21 protein-coding genes and 2 pseudogenes are annotated in these 20,362 nt (G+C 54.0%); 9 read left to right on the plus strand and 14 right to left on the minus strand.

Annotation, left to right across the window (positions count from 1 at the left end; genetic code table 11):
• Positions 1-111 precede the first annotated feature (111 nt).
• A pseudogene (gene proC / locus TK_RS01335) lies at positions 112-899 on the plus strand (pyrroline-5-carboxylate reductase).
• Here proC and TK_RS01340 read toward each other — a convergent pair.
• From TK_RS01340 to TK_RS01390, 11 genes are all read right to left on the minus strand, one after another.
• A complete protein-coding gene (locus TK_RS01340) occupies positions 891-1,925 on the minus strand; it encodes a [LysW]-lysine hydrolase (protein WP_011249229.1) in 1,035 nt (344 codons plus the stop codon). The pseudogene proC and the gene TK_RS01340 overlap by 9 nt on opposite strands.
• Entirely contained in the window at positions 1,912-3,000 is a 1,089-nt protein-coding gene (locus TK_RS01345; protein WP_011249230.1) for an acetylornithine/succinylornithine family transaminase, read from the minus strand. The genes TK_RS01340 and TK_RS01345 overlap by 14 nt, the downstream gene beginning before the upstream one ends.
• A 5-nt stretch (positions 3,001-3,005) precedes the next feature.
• Positions 3,006-3,761, minus strand: a complete 756-nt coding sequence (locus TK_RS12140; RefSeq protein WP_011249231.1) for a [LysW]-aminoadipate/[LysW]-glutamate kinase — start codon at positions 3,759-3,761, stop codon at positions 3,006-3,008.
• Between the two features lie 9 nt (positions 3,762-3,770).
• The gene (gene argC / locus TK_RS12145; protein WP_011249232.1) at positions 3,771-4,763 is read right to left on the minus strand and encodes an N-acetyl-gamma-glutamyl-phosphate reductase; all 993 of its coding nucleotides are present in this window, start codon (positions 4,761-4,763) and stop codon (positions 3,771-3,773) included.
• On the minus strand, positions 4,760-5,581 hold the full coding sequence (gene lysX, locus TK_RS01360) for a lysine biosynthesis protein LysX (RefSeq protein ID WP_011249233.1): 822 nt from the start codon (positions 5,579-5,581) through the stop codon (positions 4,760-4,762). Before lysX ends, argC begins: the two co-directional genes overlap by 4 nt.
• Before the next feature lie 26 nt (positions 5,582-5,607).
• A complete protein-coding gene (gene lysW, locus TK_RS01365; protein WP_011249234.1) occupies positions 5,608-5,769 on the minus strand; it encodes a lysine biosynthesis protein LysW in 162 nt (53 codons plus the stop codon).
• A gap of 94 nt (positions 5,770-5,863) precedes the next feature.
• Positions 5,864-6,907 (minus strand): isocitrate/isopropylmalate family dehydrogenase, encoded by a 1,044-nt coding sequence (locus tag TK_RS01370; RefSeq protein ID WP_011249235.1) that lies wholly within the window; start codon positions 6,905-6,907, stop codon positions 5,864-5,866.
• Positions 6,895-7,386 carry a 3-isopropylmalate dehydratase small subunit gene (locus TK_RS01375; RefSeq protein WP_011249236.1) on the minus strand — a complete coding sequence of 164 codons (492 nt, stop codon included), beginning with the start codon at positions 7,384-7,386 and terminating at the stop codon, positions 6,895-6,897. The genes TK_RS01370 and TK_RS01375 overlap by 13 nt, the downstream gene beginning before the upstream one ends.
• Complete coding sequence (locus tag TK_RS01380; RefSeq protein ID WP_011249237.1) at positions 7,383-8,525, minus strand: 3-isopropylmalate dehydratase large subunit; 1,143 nt, start codon at positions 8,523-8,525, stop codon at positions 7,383-7,385. The genes TK_RS01375 and TK_RS01380 overlap by 4 nt, the downstream gene beginning before the upstream one ends.
• On the minus strand, positions 8,522-9,607 hold the full coding sequence (gene lysS / locus TK_RS01385; protein ID WP_011249238.1) for a homocitrate synthase: 1,086 nt from the start codon (positions 9,605-9,607) through the stop codon (positions 8,522-8,524). The genes TK_RS01380 and lysS overlap by 4 nt, the downstream gene beginning before the upstream one ends.
• Positions 9,608-9,832: 225 nt before the next feature.
• On the minus strand, positions 9,833-10,396 hold the full coding sequence (locus TK_RS01390) for a nitroreductase family protein (protein ID WP_011249239.1): 564 nt from the start codon (positions 10,394-10,396) through the stop codon (positions 9,833-9,835).
• 100 nt (positions 10,397-10,496) lie between these two features.
• On the opposite strand from TK_RS01390, the gene TK_RS12170 reads away from it, so the two are divergent.
• The 3 genes from TK_RS12170 to TK_RS12175 all read left to right on the plus strand — a co-directional run bounded on the left by TK_RS12170 (position 10,497) and on the right by TK_RS12175 (position 11,866).
• The gene (locus TK_RS12170; protein WP_232500590.1) at positions 10,497-10,613 is read left to right on the plus strand and encodes an ATP-binding protein; all 117 of its coding nucleotides are present in this window, start codon (positions 10,497-10,499) and stop codon (positions 10,611-10,613) included.
• A 75-nt stretch (positions 10,614-10,688) separates the two neighbouring features.
• Entirely contained in the window at positions 10,689-11,708 is a 1,020-nt protein-coding gene (locus TK_RS11795) for an ATP-binding protein (protein ID WP_232500591.1), read from the plus strand.
• Entirely contained in the window at positions 11,669-11,866 is a 198-nt protein-coding gene (locus TK_RS12175) for a hypothetical protein (protein ID WP_232500592.1), read from the plus strand. The genes TK_RS11795 and TK_RS12175 overlap by 40 nt, the downstream gene beginning before the upstream one ends.
• Here the strand turns inward: TK_RS12175 and TK_RS01400 are convergent.
• Positions 11,857-12,606 carry an MBL fold metallo-hydrolase gene (locus TK_RS01400; protein WP_011249243.1) on the minus strand — a complete coding sequence of 250 codons (750 nt, stop codon included), beginning with the start codon at positions 12,604-12,606 and terminating at the stop codon, positions 11,857-11,859. The two genes, TK_RS12175 and TK_RS01400, sit on opposite strands and share 10 nt — an antisense overlap.
• Positions 12,607-12,748: 142 nt before the next feature.
• Here TK_RS01400 and hypD point away from each other — a divergent pair, with 142 nt between their 5' ends.
• From hypD to TK_RS01425, 5 genes are all read left to right on the plus strand, one after another.
• A complete protein-coding gene (hypD, locus tag TK_RS01405) occupies positions 12,749-15,208 on the plus strand; it encodes a trans-4-hydroxy-L-proline dehydratase (protein ID WP_011249244.1) in 2,460 nt (819 codons plus the stop codon).
• A gap of 35 nt (positions 15,209-15,243) precedes the next feature.
• Complete coding sequence (locus TK_RS01410; protein ID WP_011249245.1) at positions 15,244-16,164, plus strand: glycyl-radical enzyme activating protein; 921 nt, start codon at positions 15,244-15,246, stop codon at positions 16,162-16,164.
• Positions 16,157-16,705 carry a DUF4125 family protein gene (locus tag TK_RS01415; RefSeq protein WP_011249246.1) on the plus strand — a complete coding sequence of 183 codons (549 nt, stop codon included), beginning with the start codon at positions 16,157-16,159 and terminating at the stop codon, positions 16,703-16,705. Before TK_RS01410 ends, TK_RS01415 begins: the two co-directional genes overlap by 8 nt.
• A 65-nt stretch (positions 16,706-16,770) precedes the next feature.
• On the plus strand, positions 16,771-17,235 hold the full coding sequence (locus TK_RS01420) for a Mut7-C RNAse domain-containing protein (protein ID WP_011249247.1): 465 nt from the start codon (positions 16,771-16,773) through the stop codon (positions 17,233-17,235).
• A complete protein-coding gene (locus TK_RS01425) occupies positions 17,232-17,927 on the plus strand; it encodes a 6-hydroxymethylpterin diphosphokinase MptE-like protein (protein WP_011249248.1) in 696 nt (231 codons plus the stop codon). The genes TK_RS01420 and TK_RS01425 overlap by 4 nt, the downstream gene beginning before the upstream one ends.
• Here the strand turns inward: TK_RS01425 and TK_RS12180 are convergent.
• Positions 17,918-19,243 (minus strand): annotated as a pseudogene (locus TK_RS12180) (sodium-dependent transporter). The gene TK_RS01425 and the pseudogene TK_RS12180 overlap by 10 nt on opposite strands.
• Before the next feature lie 162 nt (positions 19,244-19,405).
• Positions 19,406-20,314: a quinolinate synthase NadA gene (gene nadA, locus TK_RS01440; RefSeq protein ID WP_011249251.1), complete on the minus strand. Its 909-nt coding sequence runs from the start codon at positions 20,312-20,314 to the stop codon at positions 19,406-19,408.
• Positions 20,315-20,362: the final 48 nt, after the last annotated feature.

Consider the following 20,362-nt stretch of genomic DNA (forward strand, 5'->3'; position numbering starts at 1 on the left):
CTCATCAATCTGTTAAAAATCAGTGTGAAAACTGGCGTATTTTTGTCGATTTGACAAACAGGCGTCCAAAAATGTTATCATACGGTTCAAAAATCGACACGCGGTGGTTAAATGCGGATAGCGGTGATTGGAGCTGGGATGATCGGTGGGGCTGTCGCGAGGGCCCTCGCCGAGAAGGGCCACGAAGTTATCGCCACGAGGAGGAACGTTGAGAAGGCAAAATGGCTTGGGGAATACGGGGTTAAGGTCATCAGGAACAACCTGGAGGCAGCGGATTGGGCCGAGGTTGTTTTTCTGGCGGTGAAGCCCAACAAGGTAGCGAAGGTGCTAGGAGAGATAAGAGAGGCACTTAACGGCAAGATACTCGTATCTTTGGCCGCTGAAGTTCCAATAAAGGCCCTAAAGGGGCTTGCCCCGGGGTAAAGGTAGTTAGGGCGATGCCCAACATAGCCATACTCGTGGGGGAGGCCTTTACAGGCTACGCCACGATCGATCTTGAGCCCGATGAGAGGGAGAAGGTCGAATCCCTTCTCAGGGCCTTCGGCGAGTGTCTTCTCGTCGATGAGGAGCACATGGACGCGATAACCGGGCTCAGCGGCTCCGGGCCGGCCTACGTTTCGGTGTTCGTTGAGTCGATGATCTACGGCGGTTTGAGAGTCGGTCTTCTGAGGGAGGTGGCAAAAATAGCCGCCCTCCAGACCCTCCTCGGCACTGCAAAGCTCCTGCTGAACTACGAGGGCCATCCAGCTGAGATAAGGGACATGGTGACGACCCCGGGAGGGACTACGATAGACGGCATCTTCGAGCTTGAGGAGGGAAAGATAAGAACGGCGATAATGAAGGCCATAGATGCTGCAACTAAGAAGTCCAGGATCCTCTCAACGAGAACTTTACCCTGAGAGGGCCTTTCCCGCTTCCCTCTCCCCGCTTTCTTCAGCGGCCCTTTCCTTGGCTCCTTTGAGTTCCTCGATGACGTCCACCAGAACGTCTATTGCCAGGAGGTATTCGCTGAGGCTGATGCGCTCGTGGGGTGTGTGGTCCAGCCTGGAATCGCCCGGACCGTAGGCGACGGCATCAACGCCGAACCTCGGGCCCAGGATGTTCATGTCGGCTGTTCCGGTCTTCTTCTTCAGTCTCGGCCTCATGCCGTTCCTCCTTATGCCCCTGACGAAGGCCCTGACGAGTGGACTCCTCCTGTCGACCTGGTAGGCGGGAACGAAGTCGAGGATCTCCCAACCCTTGGGCGGATTGTAGCCTGGGGGAGTGCGGAGGTTTATCACCATCTCGCCGTAGAAGTCGAAGTCCCTCTCGTAGGCGTGGAGCTCCACTATCCTGCCGCTCAAGGCGTCGAAGCCCTCTCCAAAGGAGGACTTTATCTCGAGCCATCTGTTTATCAGCCTCTCAGCGGCGTCAACCCCTAAACTCCCGTGAACTTTCTCGACGCTCTCAACGAATTTTGCAGTCAAACTGCCCTTGTATCCTATCGTGACGCCGTCGACGCCGCTCGGCTCGCCGATGATGATGTAGTCAGGTCTGGGAACGTCGAGGTTCTTGGCGCCCTTGGAAAAGCCCTCCTCGTCTACCAAACCGGCGAAGATTATGTTTGCGTTGCTCTCCAGCGTGGCGAAGAAGAAAGTCGCAAGCGGGCCCTTGGCATCGACGCTCCCCCTGCCCCAGAGGACCCCGTCCTCTATCCTGACCGGGATTATCCCCGGGACGGTATCGACGTGGCCGGCGAGTAGTATCCTCGGACCCTTCCCTTCCCTTATCGCTATCGCGTTTCCCACCTCATCGACGTAAGCATCAACCCCAAAGCTCTCAAAGGACTCGACGATGAACTTTACTGCCTCACTCTCCCTTCCGGTGGGGGAGTAAATCTCCACGAGCTTCCTCAGGAATTCAACCTTCTCCTCAGAGGATATCATTCAGAACACCCTCTATCTCTTTCCTTGCTTCCTCCAGCGTGTCCCCCTCGATTATCAGCGGCGGGAGGAGTCTTATCACCCTGTTTCCTGCCGTGTTGACGAGGATTCCCCTCTCCTGGAGGGCCTTAACGTAGTTCCCCGCGGGCCTTCTGAGGACTATCCCGATCATGAGCCCCCTTCCCCTGGTCTTGACCACCCTTTCGCCCGAGAACTCCATGAACTTTTCACCGGCCTTCTCAACGAGCCTGTCTCTCCTTAGTATCCTCAGCGTTGTCGCCACGGCCCTGCAGGCGAGCGGGTTGCCTCCAAAGGTGGAGCCGTGCTTTCCCCTCGGTATCTCCAGGTCGGTTAGAGTAAGGCTCACGGGGAAGCCGTTGCCTATTCCCTTTCCCATCGTCACTATGTCCGGCCTCACCCCGTAGTGCTCTATTGCAAGGAACTTCCCCGTTCTGAGGCCGCTCTGGACTTCATCCGCTATCAAAAGGGCCCCCACATCCTCCGTGAGGTCCCTGAGGGTTTTAACGAACTCCTCATCTGCCGGAACGATGCCGCCCTCTCCCTGGATGGGCTCGAAGATAACAGCGGCAGTTTCCTTTGTTATGGCCTCCTTAGCAGCTTCGACGTTGTTGAAGGGTATATGCTTGAATCCGGGGACGAGGGGTCCAAAGCCCTCGCGGTACTTCTTCTTCCAGGTGGCGCTGAGGGAACCGAGTGTTCTTCCGTGGAAGGCGTTGGTCATGGCCACTATCTCCGAACGCCCAGTTGCGAGGCGGGCGAACTTTATGGCGGCTTCAACGGCTTCGGTTCCCGAGTTGCCCATGTAGACGTACTCGTAGTCTACCCAGTGGGAGAGCTCCTCGAGCATCTCCTCCCTCTCGTCGTGCTCGAACATTGGACCAGCAACGACTATCTTCTCCAGCTGGCGGCTCATATCGAGTACCCACTCCGGGTGGGCATGGCCAAGGACGTTCACGCCTATTCCGGCTATGAGATCCAGGTAGCGTCTTCCCTTCTCGTCCCAGACGTAGACACCTTCGCCCCTTACGAGCCTGAGCCTCTTCCTGTAGAGCGGCATCTCCCTCAAGTTATCACCGTCCTTCCGTTGAGGCCCTGGATGACCACCCTTTCAACGCCGCTCTCAACTGCCTTTGCGGCCATCATGAGCTTCTTCCTCATCCCCCCTTTAGCGTATCCGAGGAGCTCTGGGAGCTCGTTCAGGTTCACCCTTTCTACGACGCTCCCATCCGCCATAAAGGCCGAATCTGAGACGAAGACGAGCTCCCTCGCCTTGGTGGCCAGGGCCATGTGGTAGGCCACTTTATCCCCGTCGACGTTCAGTGGGACGTTCTCAACGGGATCGTAGGCCACCGAGGCTATAACTGGCAGCCCGAGCTTCCTGAGCTCCATCAAAGCCCCAACGTTTATCCTCTCCACGGTTCCCGAGTAGTCGTCTCTTATTGCAACCGTTTTTCCGTTGATTACTGCCTTTACGAGCTTCTTCCTCCTCCCAATCACCAGCTCGTGCTCAATTCCCATAACGCCCACCGCGTTTATTCCCCTGACCTGAAGGAACTCCACGAGCTCCCTGTTCGCCCTCATCATAGCTGCCAGATAAACGTCGAGGACTTCCTTAGTTGTCCTCCTGAAGGTCACTCCGGAGGGGCTGGTGAGCCTTTTGATCTTCACCCCGAGCTTCCTTGAGAGCTCGTCGACGTGCCTCGAGCCACCGTGCACAACGACCGTGTCAGGGCTCCTCAGCGAGCTTGAGAGGCCGTCGCTTGCCCAGACCTCCTCAAACCTCACCAGTGCGGCCCCACCTATCTTAACGATCCTCATGGTACCACCTCACACGGGGTAGACCGGGTAGTAGTTCAGACCGGTCCTCTCGTCGAGTCCGAACATGAGGTTCATGTTCTGAACCGCCTGCCCGGAACCACCTTTGATGAGGTTGTCTATGGCCGAGAGGACTATCGCCCTGGAGTTCTCCTCGTCGTGGGCAAAGCCTATGTCCGCGAAGTTGCTCCCTATCACGTACTTCGGATCCGGAAAGCGCTGGAGGCCGCCTTTGTCGGTAACGAGCCTCACGAAGGGTTCATCCTTGTACACCAAAAGCTTCCTCAAGAGCTCCCTCGTGCTCCCCTCGAAGCGGAAGTAGATGGTGGCAAGAAGTCCCCTGATGATGTCAACGGAGTGGACGGTGAAGGCCGCCTTAACCCCGGTCTCCTGGATCACCTCGCCCTCGTGCCTGTGGTGGTAGGGCTTGTATACCCTGACGACGTGGCTCCTCTCCGGATGTATGCTCGCCACGTTCTCCCTCCTTCCCCCCGCAGACGAGCTAACCTTGAGATCGACTATCGCCTCATCCGTGAGCTCCCTGAAGGGGTAGAGCGCGAGGATCGTGGCGGTCGCGTTGCAGCCTGGGTTTGCGACCAGCTCGGCCTTCCTTATCTCCTTCCTGTGGAGCTCGGGGAGACCGTAGACGAACTCTTCTATGAGCTCCGGCCTCTTGTGCTCGCCGTAGTACTCCCTGTATAGATCTTCCCTCAGCCTGAAGTCCGCGCTCATGTCTATGATCTTCGCGCTCCCGAGGTAGTCGTCTATTATCTCCATCGAGGTCCCGTGGGGGACCGCTAAGAAGATAACGTCGGCATCGAACTCCTTGGTGTTGGTGAAGCGTAAGTCGAGTCCCCTGAGGTTGGGATGAACCTTGTGTACCTTCTGGCCGGCGAAGCGCCTCGATGTTATAGCCGTGATCTCGACCTCGGGGTGCATGGCCAAAAGCCTGACTAGTTCCCCACCAATGTAGCCGCTGGCACCGACAACCGCGGCCTTTATCATGTCTTAGCCACCTCCACAGCGTATTCCACCAGCTTTCCGGCCATGTCAGCGCCGGTGACCCTGGCGGCGTTCTTGAACTCCATGTTGGGGTTGACCTCGTTCACAAGGAGACCTTTTTCGCTCTCGAAGATGTCTATAGCCAAAGCTCCCTCGCCGAAGGCCTCCCAGGCCTTAACCGAGAGCTCCTCGACCTCGGGATCGCTGCAGGGCTCCGCTTTGCCGCCCCTCGCTGTGTTCGTTATCCAGTGGTTGGAATAGCGATAAATCGCCCCGACGAACTCCCCTCCTATGACGTAGCTCCTTATGTCCCTTCCGGGCTTCTCCACGAACTCCTGGAAGTAGTGGATTCCGTAGAGAGGGTTCTTCATCCACTTCCTGTGCTCCAGGACGGCCTCCAGCGAGTCCCTGTCGTTCACCTTCGCGAGGAGCCTTCCCCAGCTTCCAAAAACCGGCTTTGAAACGAGCGGATAGCCGAGGGAATCCGGAACTCTCAGGGCTCCTCCCTCGCTCAAAGCGGCCTTCCACTCGGGAACGGGAACCTTCCCGGCCAGCCTCAGAGTGGCGAACAGTTTATCACCTGCCTCGAAGATGAGCCTGGAGGAGTTAACTGTCGGAATCCCCTCGCTCTCGAAGAGCCTGGCTGTGTAGAGGGCCTTGAAGTGGCTTACGTTCCTTATTATGACGACGTCGAGGTCGTAGTTCCCGGGGAAGAGCAGGTCGTCCTCGTGGAGCATAACCACTTCCCCAAACTCGCCGGCCCTCTCCTTTATGGCCATTTCCTCCCTTCTGAGAACCGTGTAGGTGATCCCTATCCTCATCACCACCACCAAAAAAATTGAAGGGGTTACTCCCCCCAGTCCTCCTCGACCTCGGGGAGCTCCTCTAATGTTAGGGGCTCGAGGCTCACAACCTCAAGCTCCGCTCCGCAAACCGGGCATTCGACTATCTGGTGCAGTTCGACCTCTCCGATCTCTATTTCACTTCCGCATACAGGGCATTCCACCATTCTTCCCCACCTCCATTCTTCGCCGCATATCGGGAACTTAAAGGCTTCGTAACAAATGAAATCCGCTTTAAAGCTCAAGTTACGGATGCAACACTCACCCCGCCATTCGGCTTATGTCGCTCTCCAGTCTGCTCAGCCTGATCTCATCCCGCCAGACCTCATCCATAGACAGAAGGTCCTCTATCTCGCCGATTATTCCCCTGACGACGTCCTCAGTCCTCGCCCTTCCGCCCATGTCCGGCGTTAGCTCTCCGTTCACAACGTAGCCCCTCACAGCCGCCCTGATGAGCGAGCCGTCAAGTCCGAGGTAGTCGAGGAGCATCGCACCGCTCAGTATGGCCCCTATGGGGTTGGCTATCCCCTTTCCAGCTATGTCGGGGGCAGAACCGTGGACCGGCTCGAAGAGCGCTATTCCGTCCCCATAGTTCCCGCTGGGAACGATACCTATACTGCCCGCGTGAACTGTGGCGAGGTCGCTCAGTATGTCGCCAAAGAGGTTCTCGCTGAGAATTACTCCGTGCTCCCAGGGGTTCCTGACGAGCTTTATAGTGAAGGAGTCGATTATGGCATCCCTGACTTCAACGCCCTCCTCCCCCGCCACTTCCCTGACTATCCTCCTGAAGAACTTGTCGCCTGTGAGGACGTTGGCCTTGTGGACGAAGGTTATGAAGCTCCCCCTGGCCTTGGCCTGCTCCACGGCAAAGCGGGCTATTCTTTCGGCACCTTCCCTCGTGATGAGCCTGACGTCTACAGCTCTCCCGTTCACAACCGCGCCTATTCCGAAGTAGAGGCCCTCGCTGTTCTCCCTGACTATGACGATTTCCCTTCCCGTTCTAAGGTCGGGGATTATTCTCAGGTTGGCGTAGAGGCCGAGCTCCTTCCTGAGGGTGAGTATTAAACTCCTGTATCCAGGAAGGTCGAAGGGAGTCGTGGTAGCTCCAAATAGAACCGCGTCGCTCCTCCTTATCTCCTCAAGGTCCTCCTCCCTGATTGGGCTCCCGCACTCCTGGAAAACATCCACGCCGCCCTCGTAGTACTCGAACCTTACCCTGCCCGTTACGGCTTTCAAGACCCTCACCGCACCATCTATGACCTCTGGCCCTATTCCATCGCCGGGGATCACGGCTACTCTATACACAGGTCACCCCTCCTCGCTATGAAGCTCAGTATTCCTCCCTCCTCGACGATCCTGAGCAGGAAGCCGTCGAGCGGTTTGAAGTGGAAAACTCCGTTCTCGGTTCTCACCTCACCGGTCCGCCAGTTCACCTCGACTACCTCTCCGTCCCTGAGCCCGCTCGTGTCGCCGACGAGCAGGGGGAGGCCGAGGTTCACGGCGTTGCGGTAGAATATCCTTCCGAATGACTCCGCTATAACCCCCGCAACTCCCGCCGCTTTGAGCGAGAGGGCAGCGGATTCCCTGGAGGAGCCTATCCCGAAGTTCCTCCCGCCTACAACAACGTCCCCCGGCTTTACCTCCCTTGAAAACTCGGGGCGGGCCTCTATGAAGGCTATCCTTGCCAGCTCCTCCGGATCCTTCGTGAGGTTGTACCTCCCGGGGGTTATCGTGTCGGTCGAAACGTTGTCCCCGAAGCGCCACACTCTTCCCCTCGTTATCATGCCCCTCCCTCCGGGGTTGTTATCTCTCCATAGAGGGCGCTGAGGGCAGCGGTTACCGGACTGGCAAGATAGATCTCGGAGTTGGGCGAGCCCATCCTTCCCCTGAAGTTCCTGTTTGTAGTGCTCAGAATAACGTCGCCATCACCTGCAACACCCATGTGCCTTCCGAGGCACGGGCCGCAGCCCGGTGGGAGTATGACCGCCCCAGCATCTATCAGAACCTTTGCAATGCCTGTCTCGATCATCCTGCGGTAGACGTTGGCCGATGCTGGCCCTATTATCGTCCTGACCGCGACTTCCTCCCCGGCGAGTATCTCTGCTGCCCTCTCAATCTGCTCGAAGCGGCCGTTGGTGCACGAGCCGATGAAAACCTGGTCTATCTTCGTCCCCTCGACCTCTTCAACGGGAACGCCGTTCGAGGGATGGTGTGGTTTCGCCACCATCGGCGGGAGGGATGAGAGGTCAATCCCGAGCTCCAGGACGTAGCCGTCCCCGCTGTACTCCTCCCCGATGATTCCGGTCTTGGCGTTGGCCTCGACGCTGAAGTTGGTGAGAGTTAGTCTCTCGTCAAAGCTGAAGGGGACGTTGAAGAACTCGATAGCTTTGTAGTTCATCTCGAAGTCCCTCAAAGCGGTGATGATGTGTATCATCGCATCGGCCGCCATGACGTTTTTTCCGGGCCTTCCCTCGAAGACCACCGAAACGCTCTCGGGAACGCGGAACCAGGTTTTTCCGAGCCCCATGACGACGGCTGTATCCGTGGCCCCTATCCCAACGGCGAAAACCCCAAGGGCCCCCAATGTGGGCGTGTGGCTGTCGGCGCCCACAACTATCCTGGCGTTATCTGCCAGGCCCATCTCGACGGCAAGCTGGTGCGATATCCCCTGACCTTGAATCACCGGAATCCCCTGCTCCCCCGCGAACTCCAGGATTTCCTTCTGGAGGTTGGCTATCTTGACCGTTGGGGCTGGAAATACGTGGTCGAAGAAAACGTACGTTCTCGGCACAACCCTTGTGAAGTTCCTCCTGAAGGCCTCTATTATGAGGGGCATCGTGCCGTCGTGCGCGTAAACGAGGTCAACTTCCCTGACGACGACCTCACCGGTTTTGGCTCCGAGAAGTTCCTCAACGAGCGTCATGTCATCATCCTCCTCGCTTCTTCGGCCAGCATCTCGGGTGTGAAGGGCCTCCTTGAGGCCTTTACCCTCCTGAGGAGCTCTTCGATTATCTCCTCGTCGTGGATTCCGAATCTGGATAGATGGAAGCGTATCGTCTCCCTGCCTGCGAAGCGGTCGACGTAGATGGTCCTCTCCCTGCCGAATGTTTCAGCCGGAAGGAACTCGTAGAAAGACGGATCCCTGACGACCGCCGAAACGTGCAGGCCGGCCTTGTGTGTGAAGGCGTTCTGGCCGACTATGGGGTAGTTGACCTGGACCTGAAGGCCGGTTATCTCGCTCACGAGTCTGCTCAGCGAGTAGAGCTTCTCCAGCCTGTACTTTTTGACCCCGTAGTGGTAGTAGAGCGCCGCCAGAAGATGGGACAGGTCGACTATCCCTGCCCTCTCCCCAATTCCGTTAACGGTGGCATCCACCAGCGTAGCCCCGGCCTCGATTCCCATTATCGCGTTTGCCAGGGCCAATCCCAGGTCGTTGTGGCAGTGCACATTTACGGGAATCCCGAACTCGACGACGCGCTTGACGAGGTCGTAGAACTCGAGGGGATGAGCGGCTCCGGTTGTGTCCGCTATGCTCACCCTGTCGACCTTGAGCTCCCTGGCGAGGTTCAGAGCTGCTGTGAGGTTCTTCCACTCCGTCCTCGTGGTGTCCTCCGGTGTGAAGCGGATCTTCAGCCCGTGGTCCTTGGCGTATAGAATAGCATCCTCGACCCTGGTGAGGGCTCCGCTGAGATCCGTCCTGAACCTCCTTTCCAGGCACCTCTGAGAGAGGCACATGAAGATACCTATCCATTCTGCTTCGGCCTTCAGAACGAGGTCGATATCGCTCCTCAGGGCCCTTGAGTGCGCCAGAATGTTCGCGTTGAGGCCATGGGAAGCGAGAAGGCGTATCCCCTCAAGGATCTCCCCGCTTACTGCCGGATGGCCGGCCTCTATAAAATCGACTCCGACCTCATCGAGGGCGATTCCTATTCTAAGCCTGTCCTCCGGGCTGAAGTTTACCCCGGGTGTCTGCTCCCCTTCCCTGAGCGTTGAATCCAGCACCATTATTCCACCGCTTAATATGCATCACCCACTCAGCCGTGTGAGGGAGGGTATATAAATCTTTCGGCAATTTTGAAGTTTTGTCGAACAAATTTTTCAAAAATCGAAAAAATAGAAAAATTTTTCTCTAAAAACTTGTTTTAGTCGATTAAATTTCGGCAAAATTCAGAAATGTTGGCATTGTGCAAATTGCTAACTTTACAAATATCAAGGAGAAAAGAGAAAGACTCAGAACCCGTTGAAGCTCACTACATCTTCCAGCTTTTTCCTCTCGTACTTTGGCTTTGGATCGGCGGGATAACCTACCGGGAGTATAGTCTGGAGCTTGTAGTCCTTTGGGACATTTAGAAGCTCCTCCACCGGCTTGGGGTTCGGTGGTGTATAAGTCACCGTTCCCAGGCCGAGCTCCTCAAGCGCTAAAAGGAGGTATCCAATGGCTGTCCACGTCGACTGGAGCCAGTAGGGAGCTTTAGTGTGTCCGAAGACGAGTATCAGATACGGTGCCTCGCTCAGGAAAGGTTTTTCGGGAGTAAACCCTTTCTCTTTTAGCCACTCTCCCAGCTCACCGGAGACTTTCTCGTGGAACTTCTTCTCTACCTCCTCACAGACCTCGCGGATTTTAGCCTTCAGCCAGTGGTCGTCTATGATTACGAACTTCCAGGGCTGGGCGTTCATTCCCGAAGGGGCTTCCTTGGCAGCTTCTATGGCCTTGAGGATGTCTTCCTTTGGCGGTTTATCGGGTAGGAACTTTCTTACGGTTTTTCTATTTTTAGCCAGCTCGAGGACGCGCATTTGATCACCATACCATCTTAAGTGTTCTGCAAAAAAGCTTTGCGGGGTAGTGTGAGGGCTCTTAAAACCTTTAAATTTTATGCCAACAAAGATTATCCTGATGAGGATAATGTTTGTCAACCGCAGGGAAGAGCTGGCTTTTCTGGAGAGACTCCCTCGCTCCGGCAAAAAAGAAGTGCTGATAATTTACGGGCGCATGCGCGTTGGAAAGACCTAACTGATAAAGCGGTTTATTGCCGGGAAGAAGGCAGTCTATTTTTTAGCGGACAGGGGAGGGCTCGAAACTAACGCGATGCGATTCTACAGAGAGGCTGCCGAGATGCTCGGTCTCCCCGATGTTGAGGTGGGGGGCTTCAGAAGGGCCTTTGAGTTGATAAAGCTGAAGGCGCCCCGAAGGCTGGTGGTCGTCATAGACGAGTTTTCATACCTGCTACTGGCAGACAAAAACACTCCTGCCGTTTTTCAAGCGATAATAGATGAGAAACTCGATGACAGGTTCTTTCTGATACTGGGCGGCTCCCTCCTGGGTCTGATGGAGGGTCTGATGGGGTACACCAATCCGCTCTACGGGAGAAGAACGGCCCAGCTAAAGCTGAAACCCCTCGGCTTCTTCCACGTGGCAGAATACTTCAGGGATAAGCCCGTTGAGACAGTTGTTAAGATTTACTCCGTCACAGGCGGCGTTCCAATGTACTTCAGACTCTTCCGAGGCGATGACTTTGGGAGGGAGCTTTTAGAGACTGCGTTTTCGTCGACTTCCATCTTGTATGAAGAGCCTGAATTCATTCTCCGGGAGGAGCTTAGGGAAGTACACCGCTACTACATAATCCTTGAAGCAATGGCGAGCGGGAAGCACAGGTTGAGCGAGATCGCCCATTGGGCTGGGATAGAAGCAAAGGACATGCCCAAGTACCTGAGGACTCTCATTTCTCTTGACCTTGTGAGGCGGGAAGTTCCAGTAACTGAGAGCGAGAGGAGCAGAAAAGCGCGCTACTACCTCAAAGACCGCTTCTTTGAGTTCTGGTTCCGCTTTGTAAAACCAAACAGGGGAAGGGTAGAGATTGGAACTTTTGAAATGGACTGGGAGGCTTTCAACACCTACGTTGGGAAGGCCTTTGAAGAGATATCAAGGCAGTTTTTGCTCGAGCTGAACAAAACCAACGGGCTCCCGTTCAGATTCACCAAAATCGGCCGCTGGTGGCACAAGAAAGAGGAGGTTGACCTCGTTGCCCTCAACGAAAGGGAGAAGAAGGCGCTTTTCATCGAGGTGAAGTGGAAGGAACTGGGGAAAGGGAAGCGAAGGGAATTCTGAAAGACCTTGTGAGAAAGTCAACACTGGTGGGTCTGGACGGCTGGGAGACGGACTACGGGCTTATCGCCAGGAAGGTAGCTGGAAAGGAGGAACTAAGGAAAGAGGGATATCCAACCTGGGATCTTGGAGATTTCAAAAACCTCCGCTCTCAGACGTAGAACACCATCCCGTCGTACGCTACCAGAACCTTGTTCCCCCACCTTTTTCTCACATATTCAACGAGCTCAAGGAAAGGCAGGTTCTTATGGGAGATGTGGCTCAGAACGGTTCTCTCCGCCAGCTGAAGGCCTATTTCTGCTGCTTCATCCACGTTGTTGTGGTAGGGGTCATTAAAGCCCGGCGGATAGGTGGCGTCCACAACTACTCCCCTCAAGGGGGCTTTCTTCCTCAAAACCTGCCAGGTCTCTTCCGGAAGGCCTTTAGTATCATAGAGCAGGGCAAAACTCTTTCCGTCCTCTTCTATTAGGTAACCGAGGGTTTCTACCTGGTGGTTGAGCTTCAAGGCGGTGATTTTTAGAGTGTCGATTTTTATCCTGTCCATGGGCTTCAGAGTCTTTGGTTTCAGGTTCTTTGGCTCGTTGAGAATCAGCGCGTCGGCCTGCCCCTCAGGCGCGTAGAGTTCGGTCTCCATCGCCATCCAGCGGAGCTTGTAGAGGCCGTAGATGTGATCGTGGTGCCAGTGGGTCAGGAAAATAGCCTCAAGGGGGACGTTGAGGAAGTCTCTTATGTCCGTCCCAACGTCGAAGAGAACTGTTTTTCGATTTTCAGTGACTACGGCGAGCGTTGAGGGCCTTCTCTGGGCGAAGCCGAACTTTCGAGCTTCGTTGCAGGAGGAGCAGGTGCAGAGATGGGCAGGAATTCCCTCGCTACCGCCGGTGCCGATGAAGTAGACTAGCATCTCCCATCACCCATATTTTATGGCTATAAAACTTTGCCCCTCCTTATAAACATTGCTTACATCTTTGTGCACTAAAGTACCACTTCAGGTGAATCACTACTTTTATTAACACTGAGCATCAGTTTTGTTCGAGGTGTTGTTAATGAGTGAGGCTATTGAGACATGTTGTACAAACAGCCATGGCAAAATAGAGAAGGAGCTCGAGAGGAGGCGCTCCTCCATAAGGCCCATAAACGAGAGGGTCGCTAAACTCAGAGAAGAAAGCGTGAACACTGAGGTGAGAATCTCTTCTGAGAGGGCGAGGCTGATAACCGAGTTCTACAAGAGCGACCTGGCGAAGGGAAAATCGATCCCAGTTCAGAGGGCGCTTGCCTTCAAGTACCTCCTCGAGCACTGTAGCCTACCTGTTGAAGACGGGCAGCTCATCGTCGGGATTAGGGGCACTGGCGTTAAAGAGGTTCCAACTTATCCTGAAATCACCGTTCACAGCATAGAGGACCTTGAAATTTTGAACTCAAGGGAGAACATGCCATACAGGGTTGATGAGGAGACTAAAGAACTCTACGAGAGGGAGATAATCCCCTTCTGGAAAGGAAGGGCGATGAGGGATATAATTTTCGAGAACCTGCCCCAGGAGTGGATTGATGCTTACGAAGCCGGCGTCTGGACGGAGTTCATGGAGCAGAGGGCTCCGGGACACACTGCGGGTGGCGAGAGAATTTTCAAGATGGGCGTTCTCGACATCAAAGAGGAGATCAGGAGGAAGATGGAGGAACTCGACCCGAGCGACCCTGAGTATTACGAGAAGATGGAAGAGCTTAAGGCAATGGACATCGTTGCAGATGCGATTTTAATCTACGCCCGGAGATACGCTGAAAAGCTGGAGAAAATGGCGGAGGAGGAGACCGACCCCAAGAGAAAAGAAGAGCTGAAGCAGATGGCCGAGATATGCAGGTGGGTGCCCGCTCATCCCCCCAGAACCTTCTGGGAGGCCTTACAGCACTACTGGTTCATACACGTGGGAGTCACCTATGAGACCAACCCGTGGGACTCATTCAACCCCGGCAGGATAGACCAGCACCTCTACCCCTTCTACAAGAAGGACATAGAGGAGGGAAGGCTTACGAGGGAGAAAGCGAAAGAGCTCCTCCAGTGCTTCTGGCTCAAGTTCAACAACCAGCCTGCCGTTCCGAAGGTTGGGGTGACTGCGGAGGAGAGCTTCACATACAACGACTTCTCAAAGCTCAACGTTGGCGGACTGAAGGAGGACGGCTCCGATGGAGTTAATGAGCTCTCCTATCTGATTCTTGAAGTCCTCGGCGAGATGAGGACTTTGCAGCCAAACACTGCCGTGCTGGTGAGCGAGAAGAACCCTGACTGCCTCCTCATTGAAGCCCTGAAGGTGGTTGGGCCGGGATTCGGCGAGCCGCCGTTCTTCAACTTCGACGGCGTCATAGTGAAGATGCTCAGGCAGGGTAAGAGCCTTGAGGATGCGAGAACTTCGGGAGTGAGCGGCTGCGTGGAGAGCGGAGCCTTCGGGAAGGAAGCCTACATACTCACCGGCTACTTCAACCTGCCAAAAATCCTCGAGATAACCCTCAACAACGGCGTTGATCCAAGAACTGGCAAGAAGATTGGCCTTGAAACCGGCGACCCGAGGGACTTCAAGAGCTTTGAGGAGCTCTGGGAGGCCTTCATGAAGCAGGTCAAGCACTTCCTCGACATAAAGATGAAGGGCAACGACATAATAGAGGCCCTCTATGCCAAGTACCTTCCGGTCCCGTTCCTATCTCTGTGGATAGAGGACTGCGTTGAGAAGGCTAAGGACTACAACTGTGGGGGAGCGAGGTACAACACCCAGTACATCCAGGTTGTTGGTCTGGGAACTATCGCGGACAGCCTCGCTGCAATAAAGTACCACGTATTTGACAAGAAGACTTTCACAATGGACGCGCTTCTCAAGGCGCTGAAGAACAACTGGAAGGGCTATGAGATTATGAGGGAAATACTCCGCAACCCCGATAAAACTCCCAAGTTTGGAAACGACGATGACTACGTCGACGAGATAGCCAAGAGAGTCGTGGATGAGGTTGTTGACCTCATCGAGAGCTATCCACCTTCTCCGGTTAGGAAAGCATCAAAGAGGGCTTACTTCCTCCCGACGACTGTTCACGTTTACTTTGGGAAGGTCACGGGAGCAACGCCCGATGGCAGGGAGGCGGGGTTCCCGGTTTCAGAGGGAGTCTCACCGGTCCAGGGGATGGACAGGAAGGGTATAGCTGCAGTGTTCAGGAGCGTTGCCAAGTGCGACTGGGACAAGACAGGGGGAGCGTTGCTCAACCAGAAGCTGACGCCCGACATCTTTGACAGTGAGGAGAACATCAAGAAGCTGGCGCAGCTGATAAGGACGTTCTTTAGGCTTGGTGGCCACCATGTGCAGTTCAACGTTGTGAGTGCTGAGCTCCTCAGGGAGGCCCAGAGGAAGCCTCAGGACTTCCAGGATTTGATGGTGAGGGTGGCGGGCTACAGTGATTACTTCGTCAACCTTCCGGAGGGGCTGCAGGAGGAGATAGTTCAGAGAACCGAGCAGGAGCTCCTTTGATCCTTTAACTTTTTGAGTGTAACAGCTCATTAGGGGTGTTCAAATTGGTAAAGGGGATTATATTCGACATAAAGCGTTATGCAATCCACGATGGCCCTGGAATCAGGACGACGGTTTTCATGAAGGGCTGCCCATTGAGGTGCTGGTGGTGCCATAACCCCGAGGGGATATCACCGAGGCCCCAGCTGATGTACCTTGAGTACAAATGCATCCACTGCCACACTTGCGTTAACGTCTGTCCCCTCAGAGCCATCACCTTCGACGAGAACGAGGTTCAGCACATAGACCGGGAAAAATGCGACGTATGCGGTGTGTGTGCGGAGTTCTGTCCAACGAGTGCTTTGAAGCTCGTAGGAAGGACAATCACTGTCGATGAACTCATGAAGGAAGTTGAGAGGGATGTCAACCTCTACGACAGTTCTGGTGGGGGGGTTACATTCTCGGGAGGAGAGCCGCTTTTCCAGCCAAAGTTCCTGGTGGAGGCCTTGAAGGCATCTAAGGAGCGTCACATCAACACCGCACTGGATACTTCGGGATATGCACCTTTGGACGTTTTAAAGAAAGTTGAGCCACTTGTGGATGTGTTTCTCTACGACCTCAAGCTCTTTGATGAGGAAGAGCACATAAAGTATACTGGCGTAAGCAACAAAATCATCAAGAGGAACCTCGAATTTCTCGTTAAAATCGGGCGAGCCAAAGATGTGCTTCTGCGCTTCCCAGTGATTCCTGGAATCACTGACACGGAGAGGAACGTCAGCGGCTGGGCCCGTTTCGTCTCCTCCCTTGGCGGATTCGAGCGGATTCACCTTCTCCCATTCCATGATGTAAGTGAGAAATACAGACGACTGGGGATGGAATACAGGATGCCCACCCGTGAGAAGCCTTCGGAGGAGACCATGAAACGCATCGCCGAAGAGTTTGAGGAAATAGGCCTGGAGGTGGTGAGGGGTGGATGATAAAATGGAAGTTCTCAAGGAGATAGCGGAGAGGGAGTACCGGTTTTTTGAAAGGCTGCAGCCCACGAACCCCGAGTGCAAGAGGGAGAAGACGTTCAAGTTCATGCGCATATCCCGCTTTTACCCGTATTCCCTGGAGACCCTGCTTTCCTATCTGGACGATCTAATAGAGGCGGAAAAAGAGGGGAGGAATCCGCTATACGAGAAATACGCGTGCATGGAGGGCAGGATGGGAATCCCCGAGGATAAGAGGGGGTTGATAGAGAGGATAGTCCAGATAGAAAAGTCCTGGATTGAAGAGCTGCATGGGAAATATCCCCATGCTATAGAAAACAAGCCGGAGTTTCAGAGGTATCTCGCCTGTGAGCTCTCCACGTTTTCAGTTCAAACCCTGGAGCGATACCTTGAGGATGTGGAGAGGGCGAAGGAAGCTGGAAGAAACCTCGCTCTGGAGAGCTATCTTTACACCTTCTCAAGGCTGGGCTACTCCTCACTGGAGGAGGTTGAGGAGAAATTCAAAAAGCGCGCTCTTCAGAAGTGATTTTTAAAGGGGGTCCCGATCGAAAACTCCTTATTTTTCCTTTCTAACATTTCAGGGGAAGGTGAATGAAGTTCATCGCCGACATGATGCTCGGTCGCCTGGCGAGATGGCTCCGCCTCTACGGCTATGACACCCTCTACGGGATAGTTGAGGATGAGGTAATCATTAGGAAAGCGCTTGAAGATGACAGGATAATACTCACCCGCGACTCTGGCCTTGCCGAGAGGGCGAGGACTGCTGGGGCGAGGGTCTTTCTACTCTCCTCGAACTCTCTTGAGGGTCAGGTTGAGGAGCTGAAAAAGCTTGGAGTCGAGTTTAGAGAGCTCTTTCCAGCCAATGCTCGATGCCCCAAGTGTAACGGCCTGATAGTGAGGATTCCAAAGGAAGAGGTAAAGGGCAAAGTTCCGGAGAGCGTTTATGAGCGGTACGAGGAGTTCTACGTCTGCAAAAACTGCGGGCAGATTTACTGGCCCGGGAGGCAGTGGAGGGAGATGCTTAGAATTGACAGGAAGCTGAGGGGATTGAAATGAGGTGGGAAGACTGGAAGCCGTTCTATCTTCGGATTGTTCGCGAGATGGGCTACTCAATCGAGGAGGACAGAAAAGCCGCCCAAATACTCCGTGCTCTGCTCCTTGAAGGTGATGAATACATCCTTCGGGATGAGCTTGAAGCCATCGTTGAAAAAAAGGCCTACGTCTTCGGGGCTGGCCCGAGCCTTGAAAAAGCTTTGAAAGAGTTCGATTTCTCGGATGGAACTCTGATAGCGGCCGACGGGGCTACCTCCGCACTCCTTGAAAACGACCTCGTGCCCGATATTATAGTTACCGACCTCGACGGCAGAATTCCGGACCTAAGAATAGCTAACGACAGGGGTTCCTTCATGGTCGTCCATGCCCATGGAGACAACGTTGATAAGATGACGTCATACGTTCCGCTCTTTTCCAGAGTGCTCGGCACGACCCAGACCGAGCCGCTCGACATAGTTTACAACTTTGGCGGCTTCACCGACGGGGACAGGGCCGCGTTTTTAGCTGAAGAACTTGGGGCTAGGGAGGTTGTGCTTGTTGGCTTTGACTTTGGGAACGTTGTCGGAAGATGGAGCAAGCCGCACCTCAAAGAGCACTCCCCAGTCTGGGAGAGCAAGAGGAAAAAGTTCGAGTTCGCGAAGGAACTCCTCGAGTGGCTGGAAAAAAATGGAAGAGCCAGGCTGGTTTATCTGTAGTTAAAATACTGCCGCCTCCTAGTTATTCTCATCCTGTTTTTGATGGGCTTATTGCTTGCTATGACCAGCAGGAAGATGGCCAGAACAACAATGATAGAGACGTAGTTATGCTCCTTTATTGATACTGCAAGATAATAGACTCCAAACAATCCTACAATCCAAGAAACGATGTATCCACTGTATTTCCAGATCGGGGACACGTTGCTCCGCATAATTCCAAACGCTTCTATCACTGTCCCGAAGAACAGGAGTACTGCAACGGTTTTGTCAAGAATCCGAACAGCGTCTATGTTGTAGCTCAAGAGGAGTACGTTCAGGGTACCAAAGAATATCGTCATGATAGAAACTGCTATCATCCCATCGATTCTGTGCAACCCGGTTATTTTTGCGTAAACCGTTCCCGCTACTTCTCCCAGGGGCACCATGCTGGTTATCGCCACCAAAAGCACCGTCAAATTGAACCCGATCTTCAGGAGGGGCATCTGGAGGTACTAGCTCAGGATTAAGGGAGTTAGTTCAAATATTATGCCCGTGCTTGTGATGAGGGCGGTTGGAAGAATGGCCGAAACCAGAAGAAACAGGGCAAGCCCCATAAAGGATGCTAAGGTGTCAATAACAGCACCAGCAACCGCTATTAAGCCTGGAGATGCTTTTTTGGGTAGGAAAGACCCGAAAATGAGGTAAAAACCCAGGCCAACTCCCAGCGAGTAGGCGGCCTGAGCCATCATGTCCGTGATCATCTCAATTGTAAACCCTTTCCATGTGAACAGACTCTTAAGTGGGCCAAGGATTTCGCCCCCACTTCCGAGGTATGAGTACATCTCGAATATGACAAAACCCGCAAGGGCAAGAAATACGAGGAGTGAAATCGCCATGATGTCGAATACCCTTTTCTTCCCGGCTATCAGGATGACAAAGACTATGAGGATAAATGCCAACGAGCTTAGAAGCTTCCACAGGATGTTTTCTGGAGCGCTGTTGGTGATGAGACCGGATAGTGCTAATCCTCCCACTGTGGAGTAGTAGCTCATAAACAGTACGTTGAGCACGAGGAAGAAAAGGGTAAACGCCGGGAAGTTGAGTCTCTCGTAGTGCTCCAGGATACCTCCGACTTCGACGTGGGCCACTTTCAATACTGATGCTATCAAGATCGTCAAGAGTGCCACGGAAATCAAATATGTGATGAGTCCGCTTCCACCGTATTTCATGAGAAGAGCTGGAAATCTCCATATATTCCCGAGGCCCACCATGTAGGCGCCAACGACTATGGCTAAGTAAGCTGTGGTTAGTCTTACCCCCATCGTTAATCCCGACATTTTGTTGTTATAAATTAACCTCTCTAAAAGGGTATTTTTAAAACAATCGGTTGCTCGTTGTTCGAGAATACTCCCCTCAGTCTCCCGATTATTAAAACATTGTGGTTTAATTACATGGATACTGTTCCACTTTGGTAAATGTGAAATCAAAAAGAAGTGAGATTAGCTCATCTCCAGCATCCTCTCTATTGCCTTTCTCGCCTTCTCTGCGATCTCCGCCGGGACTTCTACCCTGTATTTCATGTCTCTCAGTGATTCGTAAATGTGGTTGAGGGTTATCGCCTTCATCCCAATGCATGTGGCGTCTTCCCTTGCGGGATAGAACTTCTTGCTCGGATAGAGCTTCTGGAGACGGCAAACCATCTCCCTCTCCGTGAAGACAACCCACTCGTCGTGCTCGCAGGCCCTCTTTATCATCCCGCCGGTGGAGACGATTATATCCGCCTGTTCCTGCACTTCTGGCTCACACTCAGGGTGAACCATGAGCTTGGCGTTTGGGTAAAGTTTTCTCGCACGTTCAACGTCCTCCAGCGTAAACTTCCTGTGAACGTAGCAGTGGCCGTTGGGAGGGACGGGGATGACTTTCTTTCCAGTGACTTTAGCGACGTAGTGGGCGAGGTTCTTGTCCGGGCCGAAGATAACAACGTCGGAGTCAAGCTTCCCAACGATTTTAGCAGCGTTTGCGGAGGTAACGGTAACGTCGGCGTAGGCCTTCGCCTCCGCTGAACTGTTCACGTAGAGGACGACGGGAGCATCTGGATACTTTTTCTTGGCCTCAATGATGTGTTTTATGGTGAGCATGTTGGCCATCGCGCAGGTCGCCCTTGGGGTGGGCAGGAGAACCGTCTTTTCGGGGTTGAGTATCTTCGCGGTTTCAGCCATGAAGTCAACGCCCGCGAAGACTATCACGTCAGCGTCAATGTTTACCGCCTTCCTCGCGAGCTCAAGGCTGTCTCCGAGGAAGTCCGCTATGTCCTGTATCTCCGGCAGCTGGTAGTTGTGGGCCATAATTATCGCGTTCCGTTCCTCCTTCAGCCGGTTTATCTCCTCGATGAGCTTTTCCTTCTCCATTTTCTCACCCCTACAGTGGGGGCATGGAAAAGGACATTAAAAGGGTTT

The sequence above is a fragment of the Thermococcus kodakarensis KOD1 genome (genome assembly GCF_000009965.1).
GTDB lineage: Archaea > Methanobacteriota_B > Thermococci > Thermococcales > Thermococcaceae > Thermococcus > Thermococcus kodakarensis.